Origin of the sequence: Peribacillus sp. NPDC097675 (assembly GCF_050277655.1) — a bacterium.
GTDB lineage: Bacteria > Bacillota > Bacilli > Bacillales > DSM-1321 > Peribacillus.
In genome coordinates this window covers 49,062-65,506 of sequence record NZ_JBNNSK010000006.1, presented here as the reverse complement: position 1 = coordinate 65,506, position 16,445 = coordinate 49,062, and the positions used below count along the sequence as shown (strand labels likewise).

14 protein-coding genes are annotated in these 16,445 nt (G+C 33.2%); 3 read left to right on the top strand and 11 right to left on the bottom strand.

Annotated elements, in window-relative coordinates:
• Positions 1-24: 24 nt before the first annotated feature.
• From ACQKL5_RS10470 to ACQKL5_RS10440, 7 genes are all read right to left on the bottom strand, one after another.
• Positions 25-1,068 (bottom strand): zinc-dependent alcohol dehydrogenase family protein, encoded by a 1,044-nt coding sequence (locus tag ACQKL5_RS10470; protein WP_427608565.1) that lies wholly within the window; start codon positions 1,066-1,068, stop codon positions 25-27.
• Positions 1,069-1,354: 286 nt separating this feature from the next.
• The gene (locus ACQKL5_RS10465; protein ID WP_427608563.1) at positions 1,355-1,798 is read right to left on the bottom strand and encodes a C40 family peptidase; all 444 of its coding nucleotides are present in this window, start codon (positions 1,796-1,798) and stop codon (positions 1,355-1,357) included.
• 147 nt (positions 1,799-1,945) lie between these two features.
• On the bottom strand, positions 1,946-2,572 hold the full coding sequence (locus tag ACQKL5_RS10460; RefSeq protein ID WP_427608561.1) for a metal-dependent hydrolase: 627 nt from the start codon (positions 2,570-2,572) through the stop codon (positions 1,946-1,948).
• Between the two features lie 270 nt (positions 2,573-2,842).
• Positions 2,843-3,808, bottom strand: coding sequence for a nucleotidyltransferase family protein (locus tag ACQKL5_RS10455; RefSeq protein ID WP_427608560.1), 966 nt, complete (start codon positions 3,806-3,808; stop codon positions 2,843-2,845).
• The gene (locus tag ACQKL5_RS10450; RefSeq protein WP_427608559.1) at positions 3,808-4,272 is read right to left on the bottom strand and encodes a signal peptidase I; all 465 of its coding nucleotides are present in this window, start codon (positions 4,270-4,272) and stop codon (positions 3,808-3,810) included. The genes ACQKL5_RS10455 and ACQKL5_RS10450 overlap by 1 nt, the downstream gene beginning before the upstream one ends.
• Positions 4,262-4,528 (bottom strand): PqqD family protein, encoded by a 267-nt coding sequence (locus ACQKL5_RS10445; RefSeq protein WP_427608558.1) that lies wholly within the window; start codon positions 4,526-4,528, stop codon positions 4,262-4,264. Before ACQKL5_RS10445 ends, ACQKL5_RS10450 begins: the two co-directional genes overlap by 11 nt.
• Positions 4,528-5,298 (bottom strand): hypothetical protein, encoded by a 771-nt coding sequence (locus ACQKL5_RS10440; protein ID WP_427608557.1) that lies wholly within the window; start codon positions 5,296-5,298, stop codon positions 4,528-4,530. The genes ACQKL5_RS10445 and ACQKL5_RS10440 overlap by 1 nt, the downstream gene beginning before the upstream one ends.
• A 382-nt stretch (positions 5,299-5,680) precedes the next feature.
• Here ACQKL5_RS10440 and ACQKL5_RS10435 point away from each other — a divergent pair, with 382 nt between their 5' ends.
• The 3 genes from ACQKL5_RS10435 (at position 5,681) to ACQKL5_RS10425 (ending at position 10,707) form a co-directional block, all read left to right on the top strand.
• Complete coding sequence (locus ACQKL5_RS10435; RefSeq protein WP_427608556.1) at positions 5,681-8,119, top strand: Ig-like domain-containing protein; 2,439 nt, start codon at positions 5,681-5,683, stop codon at positions 8,117-8,119.
• A 15-nt stretch (positions 8,120-8,134) separates the two neighbouring features.
• The gene (locus ACQKL5_RS10430) at positions 8,135-8,287 is read left to right on the top strand and encodes a hypothetical protein (protein ID WP_427608555.1); all 153 of its coding nucleotides are present in this window, start codon (positions 8,135-8,137) and stop codon (positions 8,285-8,287) included.
• A gap of 371 nt (positions 8,288-8,658) precedes the next feature.
• Positions 8,659-10,707 (top strand): right-handed parallel beta-helix repeat-containing protein, encoded by a 2,049-nt coding sequence (locus tag ACQKL5_RS10425; RefSeq protein ID WP_427608554.1) that lies wholly within the window; start codon positions 8,659-8,661, stop codon positions 10,705-10,707.
• Between the two features lie 388 nt (positions 10,708-11,095).
• Here the strand turns inward: ACQKL5_RS10425 and ACQKL5_RS10420 are convergent, their stop codons facing one another.
• The 4 genes from ACQKL5_RS10420 to ACQKL5_RS10405 form a co-directional block, all read right to left on the bottom strand.
• Entirely contained in the window at positions 11,096-11,815 is a 720-nt protein-coding gene (locus ACQKL5_RS10420) for a metallophosphoesterase family protein (RefSeq protein ID WP_427608553.1), read from the bottom strand.
• A gap of 701 nt (positions 11,816-12,516) precedes the next feature.
• Complete coding sequence (locus tag ACQKL5_RS10415; protein WP_427608552.1) at positions 12,517-13,683, bottom strand: glycosyltransferase; 1,167 nt, start codon at positions 13,681-13,683, stop codon at positions 12,517-12,519.
• Positions 13,684-13,789: 106 nt separating this feature from the next.
• Positions 13,790-15,331 carry an oligosaccharide flippase family protein gene (locus ACQKL5_RS10410; RefSeq protein ID WP_427608551.1) on the bottom strand — a complete coding sequence of 514 codons (1,542 nt, stop codon included), beginning with the start codon at positions 15,329-15,331 and terminating at the stop codon, positions 13,790-13,792.
• A 181-nt stretch (positions 15,332-15,512) separates the two neighbouring features.
• Positions 15,513-16,427 (bottom strand): glucosamine inositolphosphorylceramide transferase family protein, encoded by a 915-nt coding sequence (locus ACQKL5_RS10405; RefSeq protein ID WP_427608550.1) that lies wholly within the window; start codon positions 16,425-16,427, stop codon positions 15,513-15,515.
• Between the last annotated feature and the right edge of the window lie 18 nt (positions 16,428-16,445).

Below are 16,445 nucleotides of genomic sequence, written 5' to 3'. Positions count from 1 at the left end.
AATTTTTATTAAATAAGCATCAAATCAAAAACGGTCTACCACAGAAATTCCTGTATTTGCATAATGACTCATACCAGCAATGACATCAAATGCTTGATCCAATGAAACCCGTTCTGTAACTAAATCACCGGGTTTAATGTTAACGCTTTCAATTAATTGAAACATAGAAGAGTAACGAGAAGTGGGCATTCCAGAACTTCCAATAATCTGTATTTCTTTCCCGACTATCATATCAATAGGAACTGAAATGAAGCCATTCTCTTTTTTCGTTGTTAGTCCGATTTGCAAATGACGTCCTCGTTTTCCCAGACTTAAAATACCTTTTTGACAAGTATCTGATATACCCAATGCGTCTACAGAAACATTAGCTCCTCCTTTTGTAATTTCAAGAACAGCTTCAACAGGGTCATGCAAACTACCATTTACAGTTATATGCGCGCCAAGTTGTTTAGCCATCTCCAACTTATCGGCACCTATATCAACAGCAATTACCTTAGCACCAATTGAACTTGCAATTTGAATAGCTGATAATCCCACACCACCACACCCTTGTATGACTACCCATTCGCCAGCTTGAACTTTTACTTGATCAACTATCCCATGATATGCCGTGACGAAACGGCACCCTAGAGAAGCAGCAGAAACAAAGTCTAAAGAATCCGGTAAAGGAATTAGATTTCCATCTGCATTAGGTACATGTGCATATTCACTATATCCGCCCCAATAATTCACTCCAGGTATTACTCTGTTTACACAAAGATTTTGATGACCCCCTAGACAATAAGGACATGTATTATCTCCTTGAGCTACAGGAACAATAACTCTATCTCCTTTTTTGAACTTCTTAACATCTTTGCCAACTTCCTCGATAACCCCTGTAAATTCATGGCCTAAAACATGTGGATATTTTTTCACTACATTCGTATCGCCCATCCATACATGCCAATCACTACGGCAAATTCCATTTGCCATGACTTTTACAATAACACCTTCATTCGTTAAAGACGGATCGGTAACTTGTTTGACTTCCATTGGCTTATTAGTTTCTTCTAACAATAAAGCTCTCATTTTCATTTCCTCCTCATAATTCAATTAAAGATATATATTACTACCAAAGGCGACATATCCCCGCCCTACCCATAATTCTAGTAAGGTAGTCTTGTATATATTGTTATGCAAATATTGTGCCAATGAAAAGTCTAGTGATTAAACCTTTTAATTTTAAAATTTGTTTCAAAAGTTTAAACAATCTGTTTCATCTGTTGTTTCATATGTTTCAAAAAAATGAAACAAAAAAAGAGGCTACATTCAGCCTCTTATCCCTTTATACATATACTAAAATACATTTTATCTTTTATATGCGCTTAGCACCAATATACTGTGGTTTCCAATAGGTATTATTCGTTTTGGCGTATGACACTCCTTTGGAAGTTGCAGAGTGGATGAATTTATTGTCACCTATGTAGATGGCTACATGCGTTGGTTGTTTCGCTTTATTAGGTGAGAAAAACATTAAGTCCCCTTTTTTCAAGGTCTTTACTTTCTTTCCTTTTTTATAAATGTCAGCAGCTGTTCGTGGTAATGTCTTTCCAGCTTTGTTATATGAATATTTCACCAAACCTGAACAGTCAAAACCTGAAGAAGACATGCCACCCATTTTATATTTCGTACCTAATTCAGCTTTCGCTGTTTTAATTGCTTTTGTATGGTATGAAGCAGCTTCTGCTGGGCTTCCAGCAAAAGAAGCTGTTCCAATTAGTGTAAATAACGACAAACCGACAAAAATTTTTTTTAACAAAATCTCTTACCCCCTGTTGCAATTCGTTAAACCTACTATACTAGAAAAACTATATCATGCGCATCACAGGGACTTTACAAATATATTACACTTGATAGAAATGAAAAAAACCGCAACATCTCTTTAATAGAAACATTGCGGCTCCGTTTAGAATTCCTTGGTGAAAAATGGTAGTAATAACTTAACGCCTCGCTTATTAAAGGGTAAAAACTTCATATCGGCAATCAAATGACTTATGTAACCTAATATACAAGTAGTGAATACCCCTGCAGTCCCCAATGCTTCTTGGAATTGAAAGGCAATCACTCCATAGAAAATTATGCCCGCTATCGAATGAGTATAACTACGGTGCGGTGTGAAGGACGCTAAAACAATATAAATTCCTAAAAGCCATAACCAGTTAATCTCCAAGGAGAGCCCAGCTCCTAAAATACCAAGACCCGTAAGAGTTAGCATATGTCTTTGCGTTATAAAAGTAGAAATGATAATAATACCGATGCCTGCTCCTACTCCAATCCATCTCTCCGTTTCAGTGCTTGCTAAAAGACTATAAATAATCATAAGAACTCCGATGGTCTGCGCCAACGACCGTATGAACTTGTGAGAAAAAGTAATTTTATTACTCAACTTACCATCGATATCCATATCAGGCATAAGGCCTGACACTCCTCCTAGCCCGACTAGAAATAAGGTGGTAGTGGGGTCGGTCTGAAGTGTGTTCGCCGTTAAAAAACCTACTGTTGCTCCTATTGCCATATGTGCTGTTCCGTTCACTTTCTCTCCCCTGTTCCTCTAAGAAGTTAGCTTCCAGATTAGAAACGAATGTTTGTTCGAATCCCTTCTTTTTAACTATACATTATTTTGGATTATTTTTCTTTAATTTCGGAGAAAAACAGGGAAATATTAATTTGTTCTGGTACCTATAAGTGTATGTTCAATCAATTTATCCAGTCTTTTGAAAATAGCCAGCTGAGTTTGTCTATGAGGTGGTCGAGGTAATGTATGTTCGTGGATGCAGTGCCAAGCCTTTGTTTTTTACCCTTATCAATATTTGGGATGTAGCCAATGATAAAACTCAATCAAGCTATGTTTAGGGGAATCGTAACTAAGGAACGAATAATCAATGAAATCTACATACTTTTTTATTGAAGTGTTTCGTTGATCATAAGAAGTCGAAACTACCTTAGGAAATTCCTTTACTAAATGAAGGATTGGTAGTTGATGATACACAATTGATAACGTCCGGACTATTCTTTTTCTCGTTTTGTGGCGGTTTGCATCCTCTAACAATCTTTTAAAATCGATATCCAAGTTCAAAATCAGTTGGATAATGTCAATAAAATACTTTAATGAATCCATATTATGCCGCCATCCGTGAAGGCAAATCATATAGAAAAGATGAAAATTAGAAAGTTGTTTAATATACAAAGAACCATTGAGTGAGGAGGTTTCTTTCCAAAGTTCTTCAATACTAAAATTTGCTGTATTCTGCTTTACAATATCCCAATGAAGTTCTACCGTTAAGGGAATGGGGGACCCAGGAAGGACTTTGTTGTAAGAACCATGAAAATGAAAAGGAATTTGTTTACGCTCCTCTTTATAACCTAAGCTTTTAACAATATCAATAGCTTGATTCATATCAGTAGGCTTTATTAACAAGTCAATATCCGATGTTGGACGTGCCCCCAGATGACCGAAATGTCTTTCGGCAAATCCAGTTCCTTTTAACGGAATGATTTCTATTCTTCTTTCTTCAAATTCGCGTAGGATTCGATTTGTCTGATTTTTAAAAAGAATATTTTGAAATATGACAGTTTGATATTTTTCTTTTAGTTCTTGCTGAAAGAACGCCGGAGTTGCCTCCAACCTCCCTCCTTGCTTCATAATGGTATATGTTTGTGCGTGACTATTTGATTTTTCGATTTCGTTAAGAAGCTTCCAATAGTAAGTTGAATCAATGGGTAGTTCTATTTGCGAATCATATAAGACTTGCAGCAATGAAGGATTCATTAATCACTTTCCTCCTTTTTTCTTTGTTGAAAATCCAAGTATTTCCGTAAAACAATCGTTAAGATCGGGATAGACATAATGAGTTTCCCCCACGCTTTAGCTAGAAAACTAGAAACATAAATTTTTGTATTCCTTTTTTGGACATAAAGAAGTTTACCGACAATTTGATCCCCCAGCACTGGCTGATCGAAGCCCAAGTTGGTGTCTCCTTTAAAAAGGAATTGCCGCTGTGGGTTACTCTGAATTTCCTTATAATAGCGGTGAGCAATCAATCGCTTTGTTGCACTATAAAACAAAACAATATCGCCCTTTTTTAATTGAGATAACTTACATTCATTAAAATGGCAGATATCACCGCTTTTAATTAAGGGATACATACTGCTACCTTGAGCTGGTAGATGAAATGACTCTCCTTTTTTCAGAAAAGTTTTAAATAAGTCTACTGTCTCACTATCAAACAACATGCTGAATTAAACCAAAATGTAATAAGTCAGTTAAGTAATTTTCTAAGTCCTTTTTAGATTCAGCTTTTGTCGTGTCATATTGATCCGTAATTTTCTCTAGTAAGGAATCTAATGTGTGAGCTCGGCTTAGAAGATCCCAGCAATATCCTCCGATTCCGTTTAATTTTGTAACAGTGAATGAGTCCGTATGTAAAATAACCCACTCCTCATCAAGCTTTGTAACTTCAACATGATTACTTTGTATATATTGAACCATTAAGAAATCAACTCCCAAAATGTATTATCCTTTTGAAAAAAGAGATTATATGCCGGAACATGGTTTGCAACTTTAGTTAGCATGCCAAGAATCACTTTAGTATTCTCTGGTTCATCAGACCAATAAAATACTTTATCAATTAAAGTTAAAAGAGTGTCCGACTTCGATAATTTACTTCTTCGATTATCAAGAGACTGATGTAAAACCTGTATACTCCCTAAGGGTAAATACCTCTCTTCACCGTCTGATCGTAGTTCACTTCGAAAAGGAGAATTAAAAGCTTCTACTTTATTAGAGGAAATTTTTAAAATGGTCGCTTCATCTGACAGAAGATTCCTGGGGTACGATAGTTTAGCAACCGTGGATTTTCCAGCACCCGAATGTCCTGCAAAAATATGAGCTTGTCCATTATCAATTACACAAGAGGAGTGAAGTAATAGCCCCCATTCATGATAGACAATGAATGAACTATATAAATTTATTAACGCATGCTTTAAAGCCAACTCATTATAGGCCGAGATCTCAGCAAATTGGTATTCTGCATCTACTTCAACTAGGTAATCCGACCTTCGAAAATAAATTCTATCAGCCGTTTTGGTAACATTCACTTCGTAATTCACAAAAGGTTCTCCAAGTTCCATCTGGACGGTTATGGTAAGATCAGGATTTTCATTTGAAATTCCTAAATCACGAAACATTTCGTCAATAAAATCAGGAGCATTCTCTATCTGAATTAAGTGGTCCCCTATTTTAGTTTGGATTATTTTCATATCTAGTTCCTTTCTTCTGATTAATAGTTATATAATCCTATTCTGATAATTATAATTGATTAGTTATTCTTTTTAAAGAACAAATTTCCAAACATGCATCATAATATAACGTTCTTTAATTAAATAATGTCCTCATTAATTCAAGGGAATAGTAGTAATTTAATTATTTTTTAATCCATATTGTTCTTTATCAAGAACGATGGTATTCTAAAAAAAGAGGTATTTAGTTCTATGTTCCATTAGATATAACGAATGAGCGAGGATTACATACCATTACTTTCATCCTGCCCTCACTTATTCTTTATAAATATAGATATTTTGATAGGAGGAGACAAAAGGGAGTCGATTTATTTATAAAACATTCTTTATTGGGGGATATGCTATGTTGTTTACAAGGATTTTTAAAACGACCACGATTTTAATATTCACAATTTTCTTTATTTATCTAAACGGTAACTCGCAGGCATCTGCGACTAATGGAGGTGGAAAGGGCAATAAATCTGTACCCGTAGCGGGTGTTTCCCTACACCCGGATACTTTAAAAATGAATGTTAATGATAAAGATGTCGAACTTATGGAAACGATTAAACCTTCTAATGCCACAAATAAACAGGTGACCTGGTCTTCCTCGAATACTAAGGTAGCCACGGTATCTGGAAGCGGTGTTGTCCATTCTGTAAGCGTGGGGTCCACTACGATTACAGTCACAACTAAAGATGGGAACTTTAAAGCTAGATCTAAAGTAATAGTAAGTAATCCAAATATTGAAGTTAAAGGTATTTATCTGAATACAAATTCATTAAAGCTAAACATCAATGATAAAGATACTCCACTCAATGCCACAATTACACCATCGAACGCCACTAACAAAAATGTCACTTGGACATCATCTAATCCGAGTGTAGCTACAGTTTCAAGTAGCGGGCTTGTGCATCCTGTCAAACCGGGTACGGCTACTATTACTGTTTCAACTCAGGATGGGAATTATAAAGACAAAGCCACTGTGACGGTTTGTGATCCGAATATCGCGGTTTCAGCTGTCTATTTAAATCCAAAGTTAGTAACTCTTACTGTTGATGATGAAGATGCTAGATTAAAAGCAACAATTAAACCAGAGAATGCGACAAATCAGGAACTTACTTGGTTATCTTTTAATCCGAAAGTGGCAACCATATCTGATGGTGTGGTGCACGCTGTAAGTCCTGGAGTCGCCATAGTAAAAGTATTTACCAAAAATGGACATTACGATTGGTCCTTGATAACCGTTTGTGCTAGTAAACTAGTACCTGTTAAAAGTTTATCGCTTAATCCGAAAAATGTAGACATGACTCTCGGTGGAAAAGATGCAACATTAACAGCCACAATTACACCAATTAACGCTACTAACAAAAACGTTGTCTGGTCTACTTCTGACCCGAGTATTGCCACTGTGAAAAATGGTATCGTCCAAGCTATCGGATCTGGCACAGCTATGATTACTGTTTCAACTGAAGATGGCAAACTTCAAGATACGGCCAAAGTCAATGTTACAGTCCCTGTAACAGGAGTAACTGTTGATCCTAATTCTCTCAATCTTACTGTTGGTGGAAAAGACGCAACGTTGACTGCTACGATTGCTCCATCCAACGCTTCTAATCAAAATTTTACTTGGACTACTTCCGATCCAAGTGTAGCCACTGTAGAAAATGGTATCGTTCATCCTGTTGGACCAGGTAAGGCAACGATTACCGTTACGACTGAAGATGGCGGGTTTACCGATACAGCAACTGTTGTTGTCATGGTTCCTGTATCCGGCGTATCACTTGACCCTAAATCTCTAGATCTAACTGTTGGTGGAAAAGATGCAACGCTGGCACCTACTATTGCTCCATCCAACGCGTCAAATAAAAATGTTACTTGGTCTACCTCCGAACCAAGTGTCGCAACTGTCAATAATGGAATCGTGCACCCTGTTGGTCCTGGTAAGGCTACAATTACCGTTACGACTGAAGACGGTGGCTTCACCGATACAGCAGCCATCACTGTTGATGTTCCAGTTACTGGGATATCACTCGATCCAGACACACTTGACCTAATTGTTGGTGGAAAAGATGCAACATTGACTGCTTCGGTTGCTCCATCCAATGCTACTAACAAGAATGTTACTTGGTCAACTTCTGATTCAAGTATAGCCACTGTAGAAAATGGTGTTGTCCATCCTGTTGGACCTGGTAAAGCTATCATAACTGTTACGACGGAAGATGGCGGATTCAAAGATGAAACAACAGTTACTGTAACAGCGCCGGTGTTAAGCGTAACACTTGACCCTAAAACACTGAATTTTAATCTTGGAGATGCGGACCAAACCTTAACGGCAACGATGAATCCGTCCAATGCCACTAATCAAAATGTTAGCTGGTCTACCTCCGATCCGAGTGTTGCGACAGTGAATAATGGTATGGTTCATGCTGTCGGCGTAGGTCAAGCCACGATCACTGTTTCAACTGTCGAAGGTGGTTTCACGGATACAGCTATCGTAACCGTTATTGATCCTGACACCTTACCGCCTGTTACAAAAAATAAAATGACACCTATTTTTAACGATAAAAATACCTATATTATCGCGTTAACCGTTACTTACACCGCAACTGATGATAAATCCGGTGTAAAAGAAACCTTATATCGTATAAACGGGGGTACTTGGCAGGTTTATACAAATCCATTTGATGTCTATGCCGAGAATACCCACACCTTGGAATACTACAGTATCGATAAAGCAGACAACAAAGAAAAAATCAACATATACGATTTTGACAAAGGAACATGCTCTTGCTCCAAGTAAAAAGGAGGAATTATTATGGAAAAGAAAAACAAAGTAAAGATGAAATATGAAGCCCCAAAAGTTCTACATCATCAGAATGTAACATTTGAGACAGCGATCTCTTCTGCTGGACATTGGGAGTTTCAACTTGTAGATGGTGGCTGGGTGAGGGTTTTTGTTCCTGGTTAATGGTAAATGAAATTTAATATATAAAGAGCCCGTTATCATCGTTTTAATTACGATGATAACGGGCTTTTATTTTAAAATTAAAATAAAAATTTCGTTTTCCTATAATTTCTTTCTATATTAAATTTTTGATACAGTTTTCTGTTCAGTCCTCTATCCCATGTTTAATATTGAAATAAGCAAACTCCAAATCCTTTTCTACAATACATTTACCATTATTACTTTTTATTTCTCTATTTTCATTTAAATATCAAAAATACATATGACATATATTGTTTGCCCTTACAACTTGTCCATACTTGCATATATTAAATTATATATCAATTTTATTTATAAAAATCACTATATTGATTCGTATCTTAAGGAGGATTTTTATGGAAAGTTCATATGTACTTGATTTAGAACGTTGGGGTGTAAAAAATAATGGTACCGACGCAGTTAATACTTCTAAAGGTCTAAATAGCGCATTAGCTTGGGCCTCAAGAGAAGGATATGTTGAATTTGTATTACCAAAAGGAACCTACTTAATTGATGAAAACAATCCCATACAACCACAAAGCTTTATGACATTTAATTTAGGTGGTTCAGTATTGAGGATTAATGATAATAGTTTAATTGCTTATGCAATTCTCTCTATTAAAAACAAGCAACAATATGTAAGGGTAACAAACGGGAAAATTGAAGGTGATCGATACAATCATAATTATACTAGTGGAGGAACCCATGAATTTGGAGTAGGAATTGAATTAAAGCAAGGTGTTAGTTACATTAGTTTAGACAACTTAGAGATTTTCAATACTACAGGTGATGCCATTATTGCAATTACATCTTACGGAGGTATCGGCGGTGGATACCCCTCAATTTCTGGAAACCTTGAAAATGGGGGAATAAATACTACAGATGGAACCTTAGTAGCTAATACAAAGCGAATACGTACAAAAGTTAAATTACCTATTGTTACTCAGATATTAAACACAGGTTATTTTGGTTTATATGGGGATAGTTACGGAGGTATTGGAAAAGAAATAACAACAGATACGTATGATATAATTTTCTATAAGAGTAATGATACTTTTTTAACATCTGTAACAAATGTCCATTTTTTTGATGAGGTAGAAGTACCTTTCGGTGCTAGTTATGCTAGGGCAGTATTACATCAAAGTTCAATACCCTCAAAAAATGGGAACACAATTGTTGTTCGAACACCCGAATTTCCCAAGCATGTGTACATTGAAAAATGTAATTTGCATCATTGTAGAAGATTAGGGATTGCAATATGTGGAGTAAAACATTTCTATGTTCGAGGTTGCGAAATCCACCATATAAGTGGAACTTCGCCAGCTGGAGCCATTGATATCGAGGATGGTTATGATTTGAACCAGTATATATATTTAGAAAAAAATAATATATATGACAATCCAAGTTATAATATTATAGTAGTTGCTGGAAGGCACATTAATATCACTAATAATAAGTTAAAACAAGGAATATTCACTGTGAATTCAGGAGTCAATAAAACTATTTTAAACAATAACTACTTTCATGATGTAGGCCCCCGACTTTCGGGTGACACAATTTTTTCGGATAACCACTTATTTAATTGTAGAATGCTTTTATTAGGGGAAAAAGAAGTACTTTTAGAAAACTGCTTTTTTCACAATAGTCCTATAAATTTCGGGAAAACAAAAGCTTATGTCGCACAAGTGAATAATTGTAAATTTTCATATGATGAAGATTTTTACGGAGCTACTGAGAATCCTGGTTCACCATTAATATTTAGTGTTGAACCACAAAGTATTTCTGATTGCATATTTGAAGGTAGTGGAGTTGAAACATTTACAGTAGTACCTAGTGGAACTTACGGATGGCATTTAACTAACGTTATTTTTAAGGATATTAAACATAGAGATAATCGATTAATCAGATTACCGGCAGGAACATATATTGGTTGCAGATTTATAAATACTGGTCGTTTAGGCGAAGGACTTTCAGCATCTAAGTCAGTTTATGAATTTCATAATTGTTACTTTGAGTGGGAGGGCTATTCATTATTTTATATGGGAACATCTGATATAATAAATCATTTTAAAATAAATAACTGTTATTTTAATGGGAAGACTAATGCTTTTTATCTTAGAGGCGCTTGGGGTAATTTGGATTTTCAAAATAATGTATTTAATTACTCTTCTTCGTCGTCGATTGGTCCGATGATAGAGCTAGTAAACACTATTACCGTTGAAAGTCTTACAATAACTAATAATAGATTTATCTCTAACAACTCTCTTATTGCTGTATATTCGGAAGGTTCGCCTAACGTTCCCTTACTTTTTAAAGATAATATTTTACAAAATGTACAAATAAGACTTAATAATAAACATGTAAAATTAAATAATTATATTGACGGAGTTCTTGATCCGTACTAAGTCGTGTCAGAAATTCCACCATTAGGTTATAATAATATTGTAAAAATCGCAAGAAAATAGTGGTAAAAACTAGCTACTTCCTTCAAATAGGATTGGAATTTGTAAGAAGGCACATTCTTTTGAGGATTTTATGATACGTTAGCTATTTTTTTGTTCTAGTTAGTTTAGGATTATGCAAGGGGGCATGAAATAACAATCCATCTTTAATCAATGATTATTTTATATATTAAGGATAATGAGTTAGTTGAAGTTTCATGGACACCATTTAGTTGTATTCTTAACTTTCAGTAAAATATTAAGTACATCCATTTAATAAGGAACGAAAAAACTTATTAATGGATGTACAAATTTTGATACAATATATTTGACGGTGCTGCTGAATCCTAAGTTATACCTTCCCTTTAGATAAGATATTGATCATTTGGTCCTTATTTGGATAGTCTAAAATTTGATACTGTTGAATAACCTTCTGAATATCATAATCAACTCTAATTATAGACGATTGAAAACTATCTTTTTCAATATCAAGTAATGCATATGATGATTTAGTAAGTCCATCAAAGGGTAAGCCTATACTGCCAATATTTATTATACATTTACTAGCTATATATCTAATATACGGTTTATGTATATGAGCATAAATGAATATATCAGCTGAGCTATCCTTTATTAATTTTTCATTTATTAATTCATCACTTTCAGTAGGTAATACAACATTAAATAAATCATTCGGAGTTGCATGAAAAGCATGAACCTTAATATTTTCATATTCAAAGGTTAAATCCATCGGTAAATTCTCCAAGTAATCTTTATCTTCAGGTGTGAGTTTAGATTTTGACCAATTGACTTCTGAATTCATTATATCTAAAGTATTTTTAGGTACCTCTCCTTCCCTTATACTCCTAACTATCCATTCGTCCGCATTTCCTTTAATTACATCTGTATTTAGGGAACGAACTAAATCAAGAGAACGCTTTGGTTCCGGGCCTCGAAAACAAATATCACCAAGAACATAAATTTTATCCACATCTTGTTTTTTTATATTTTCCAATACAGCATCTAAAGCTACAGCATTACCATGTATATCCGATATAAACGCAATCTTCATATTTAAATCTACCTCCATGAATGTTAACAATGTGAATAGTTTATTAAGATAAAAAACACATTGTTTTACATTTTTTAAAATATACAATTCTCTAATGTTACGTAGATATGTTTTACTGAAATTAATTGAGCAAAGTTAACTGCTTTATAATTCTTTGCGATGTGCACATTGGACTTCTACATTACTTATGATGACTTACCCGACCTTGTGTCTCTTGGCGTTTAGTACGCATACAATCCTTAGGTTATCCTAAGGAAAAGGCTCCCGTTGCTCCTTAAGGGAATCATGGTCTAATGGAACAAATAATGCGGGCTTCTCAATGCCATCCCTTTTATCAAGCGGCGAAAGGGATAACTTAGGCTTCCTCTACGAAATCATAAATTTCTTTTTTTATTTGGCTTTCATCAAAATATATTTTTTTGACGATTGCAGCCACTTAAATTCTTGTTTCTTTAGTTGATGTACTTCAACAAATAATAGTAATTCCCCAACTTTCAAATCCTACAGCTAAACGATTTACTACTATTATATCTCGTTCTAACCAAAAATCGGATAAAAATAATCGTTCGATTATAAGAAACTGTTGATTATTGCTTAAGTCACAATAGTGCGTAGAGAAATGTATGAAAAGAATAAAAAAAATATTTAATAGCCAATGAAAATCTGATAGTCAACTTTTTAAATGTTCCAAGTCATAGAAATCAATCTATACATTCTATTAACTTATGAATCTCAGAAGAGGTATTAATTTTTTCATTATTCAATTCACTGCTGAATTTAGTGCATAATTTTTTGTCAATAATTAATTTTTTTATAGCCAGATATAACTCTTCTTCATTATGATCCACAATTATACCATTTTCACCACTTTTGATTTGCTCCCTTGCACCTATTGTATCAGTTGTAATTATAGGTTTACTCAATGCCCTTGCTTCAGCAAGCGTTATACAATATCCTTCATGATGTGAAGGTTGTACATATAAATCACATTGTTTGATAAAAGTGTATGGGTTGAACTGAGTTCCTAACAAATTTATGTAATCTTCAAGTTCTTTTTCTTTTATCATATTTTCTAAATCTGCTCGTAGTTCCCCATCCCCAATCCAATACCATCTAAAATTAATACCTTCAGACTTTAGTTTTAAGCTTACTGAAGGTAAAACTTTAAGTCCTTTTTCTAACGTTAATCTCCCGACAGTAAGTATTCTTATTCCATTGAAAGAATCATTGAATCCACCTTCTTTTAATGCTTCGTTTTCAATTAACTCTTTGTCTAAAATATTATAGAATACACTTGATTTGTTCTTTAATTCAGGGAAAAGTTGATTGAATTTTTCAAGAGCATAATTAGATACGCAAAAAATTCTATCATAATCAAGATAAAATTCTTTATATCTTTTTAAAACCTCTTTATATTGAGAAACATCACTGTGTATCCAAGCCGCTTTTTTTTTAGCTATTAAATTATTCATTACATATACTACCGGTAATGAGGCCGGAGTATGATATGCAATAGCAAGATCAAAATCTTCAGTTATAACAGGAACCATCCTGGTGTGATACATTTCTTGTTCAAACACACTCTTAGTTTTTTTTGATAAAAATGTATACCAAGCTATTTTTAAAGCGATTAATAATTTTCCTTTTATAATGTATTTTTTTATTTTTTCAATTGTTGTTCTTTCATTTCCATATAAACATTGTACTTTTACATGGCTTGGAATTTCCTCTAATAATTCTCCACCTTTCCCCATAACTAAAACTGTAACATCGTATTTATCTTTAGAAAGTTCCTTTAACAATGATATAAGGGATTTTTCAATACCACCCATGACCATTCTTCGAGTTACAATAACAATCTTTTTCAAATTTTAACCTCCCTTAATAAATATTAGTAAGAATAATGATAAATATTATATTGTAATGTAATAGTATATACTGTCTATATATTCCAATTTTTAATTCCTTAATTAACTAGGTAATATGATTTTTAACCCTTACCCTAAACTTTTGATAATAGTTTTTGGCTGGTATAATGAACAAATTTTTCTCATATTTATTCATTCCTGTAAACCACATAGCTAATATATAAATTATTGAGAACACCGAAATTTTCCCAATTAAAACCATCCATAAATCAGCTATTAGCAATTTATTTAAAGTGTTTCCATATATTACACTTACAATAAGTGGTATGCTCATGAAAGTTATATTAACCCAAAAATTTGGTATGTTTAATTTGATTTTTTTCCAGTAGAAAATATTAATAATAATAATATTTCCTATGGTAAATGAAATTGCTGTGGCAATAGCACACCCTATAACTCCCCAAATTTTAACAAAGATAATACTAATAACAACATTAGCCATTGCAATAAAAATGTTAACTATTGATTTAAAACCTTGCATATTTTTAGCTTGAAGTATGACTCCGCCCATTCCCTGAATAAGCGAGACCACCATGGGTATTAAAATAATCAAAGCAATAATATAGGAATCCGCATACTCTTTACCAACCCATAAGTTTATAAATTCCTGTCCAAATACAATAAAACCACTTAAAGCAAATGAAATGATTATATATTGAATCCTTCCGATCTTGATGAATAAATCGGACAACTCTTTATTAGTTACTTCTTTAATAACCATTCCTGATACTCTTGTTAAAAAAACGTTTGAAATTGCTGAAGAAAATCCTGAAAAGTATCCTGTAAAAGAAGCACCAATTGCATAAACAGATATCGCTACAGTTCCACTAAATATCCCGAGAATAACTTGATCTGTTGATGTATATAATTGGCTAATGATTAAATTCAAGAATATATAAGAAGAAAAAATAATAATCTCTTTAAATAGTTTAGGTTCAAATTTCCCAAATGATATTTTAATTTTTAATCTTTTGAAACAATAATATATATTAAGAGCAATAAATAATACATTTAATAATGTCGTTATAATGGCCATAGCTATAGAACCATAACCCATATATAGCAATGGCAATATCAGTATTGGGTTTACAAGAGATGAAACAATCACAATCATTTTTTGAAATATGAACTTTTCATGTGCCAATACTATTACACTGAATAAACCTAGCCCTATTCCTGTAGAAATGTTCAACACCATTATACCCATTAATAATTTAAGTTTATGAATATCATTTACATTTATAGAACTTGAAAAAATAGAATCAACATTTAATGTCAGTAGACTACCTGCTATTAACGCTAAAAATCCTAAAGTTAAATAAATTTTTAAAAATAATCCATATAAATTTGAGCATCCTTCTTCATCATTTAATGTACGGTATTTTGCAGTATATCTTATTACAGCATTTCCAAGTCCAAAGTTTAAAATACCAATATATCCTGCTGCTGAGCTAGCTAAACTATATAACCCATATTCTGATTGACCAAGTATATTTAACATAACTGGTGTATAAATTATTGAAATAAGTATGTTAATGAAAAGTGCAACATACGATAAACTTGCACCAGCTTTAAGTTGATTTTTCATCGTATAACCTTCCATCTTGATATTTATGTTTTGTGTATCTCAAATTTTGAGTCAAATCAAAATTTATAAAACTTCCCATAACTTTTAAAACACATGCAATATATAAGCGTATTTAAATAGTAATAAAGAAGTATTAAGGATTACAAGAACCATTAGATAGATTTAAAGGAAGCTGTTATATTTATTTGAATATAGATAAAATTTGCTGAAACTTCCAAAGTAAATATTTTTTTTCTTTTAATGTATGTCCATCAACTGCGATAAGCCATTGATCATTGGAAATTTGTAATTGATCGATAGTGTGCATACCATCTTTCCTCCAGTCATTCTCTCTCTTCGTACCATTTAAAAGCAAATTTGATTCTTCTTCTTCATATTCAGTTTCAGAAATTTTTTTAATTTTAATTATTCTTAATGCACTCCCGTAATTAGGATTACCATCTTGAGCATATCTATATAAAACATTATTATTTTCTATTACTCTTCCACCTGGTCTAGTAATAGAAGAGTTATTGGATATAATGGGACTAGAAGGATGTTCTTTCCAGTTTCTATCTATTTTATCTGAGAAAAATAAGTGTAGCCTTCCACGTTTTCCAGCAAACATCCACCACCTATTGTTATAATTAAATACACTACAATCTACAAAACTTCCTTCTATTAATTTGGAAACCAAACTCCAATCATATGGGAAATTTTTAGATTTATATAATAGAACCTTTTGACTTTCACTTGATTCTGGAATCATATAAAATTCATTATTATATTTAAATACATATGGATAGGATAAATGGAACTTCTCATTTAATACAATCCTATCGTAATTCCATTTATCTCCATCTTCACTAGTCGCTAACCCTATAACACCTTTATTAGAGGATTTATCAAGAACCTCAAAAAACATATAGAATATTGAATCTTTATGTAAGATAAATGGATCTGCTACAAATTCCGCATGTAAATCAGTAACATCTTTTGCTTGTATTGTTGGACATTCTAAATTGTTAGTAGGGGGATTCAAAATATATGATGAAGTCTTAAATACTTTTATGGACCAAATTCCTAGCGTAATTTTCTTCTTCAAAATATTTTTCATTACTTTCTCCTTAAAAAT

Coding starts and splice junctions, on each gene's coding strand:
- ACQKL5_RS10470 (WP_427608565.1), bottom strand. CDS start 1,068: ATGAGAGCTTTATTGTTAGAAGAAACTAATAAGCCAATGGAAGTCAAA.
- ACQKL5_RS10455 (WP_427608560.1), bottom strand. CDS start 3,808: ATGAATCCTTCATTGCTGCAAGTCTTATATGATTCGCAAATAGAACTA.
- ACQKL5_RS10450 (WP_427608559.1), bottom strand. CDS start 4,272: ATGTTGTTTGATAGTGAGACAGTAGACTTATTTAAAACTTTTCTGAAA.
- ACQKL5_RS10445 (WP_427608558.1), bottom strand. CDS start 4,528: ATGGTTCAATATATACAAAGTAATCATGTTGAAGTTACAAAGCTTGAT.
- ACQKL5_RS10440 (WP_427608557.1), bottom strand. CDS start 5,298: ATGAAAATAATCCAAACTAAAATAGGGGACCACTTAATTCAGATAGAG.
- ACQKL5_RS10435 (WP_427608556.1), top strand. CDS start 5,681: ATGTTGTTTACAAGGATTTTTAAAACGACCACGATTTTAATATTCACA.
- ACQKL5_RS10430 (WP_427608555.1), top strand. CDS start 8,135: ATGGAAAAGAAAAACAAAGTAAAGATGAAATATGAAGCCCCAAAAGTT.
- ACQKL5_RS10425 (WP_427608554.1), top strand. CDS start 8,659: ATGGAAAGTTCATATGTACTTGATTTAGAACGTTGGGGTGTAAAAAAT.
- ACQKL5_RS10420 (WP_427608553.1), bottom strand. CDS start 11,815: ATGAAGATTGCGTTTATATCGGATATACATGGTAATGCTGTAGCTTTA.
- ACQKL5_RS10410 (WP_427608551.1), bottom strand. CDS start 15,331: ATGAAAAATCAACTTAAAGCTGGTGCAAGTTTATCGTATGTTGCACTT.
- ACQKL5_RS10405 (WP_427608550.1), bottom strand. CDS start 16,427: ATGAAAAATATTTTGAAGAAGAAAATTACGCTAGGAATTTGGTCCATA.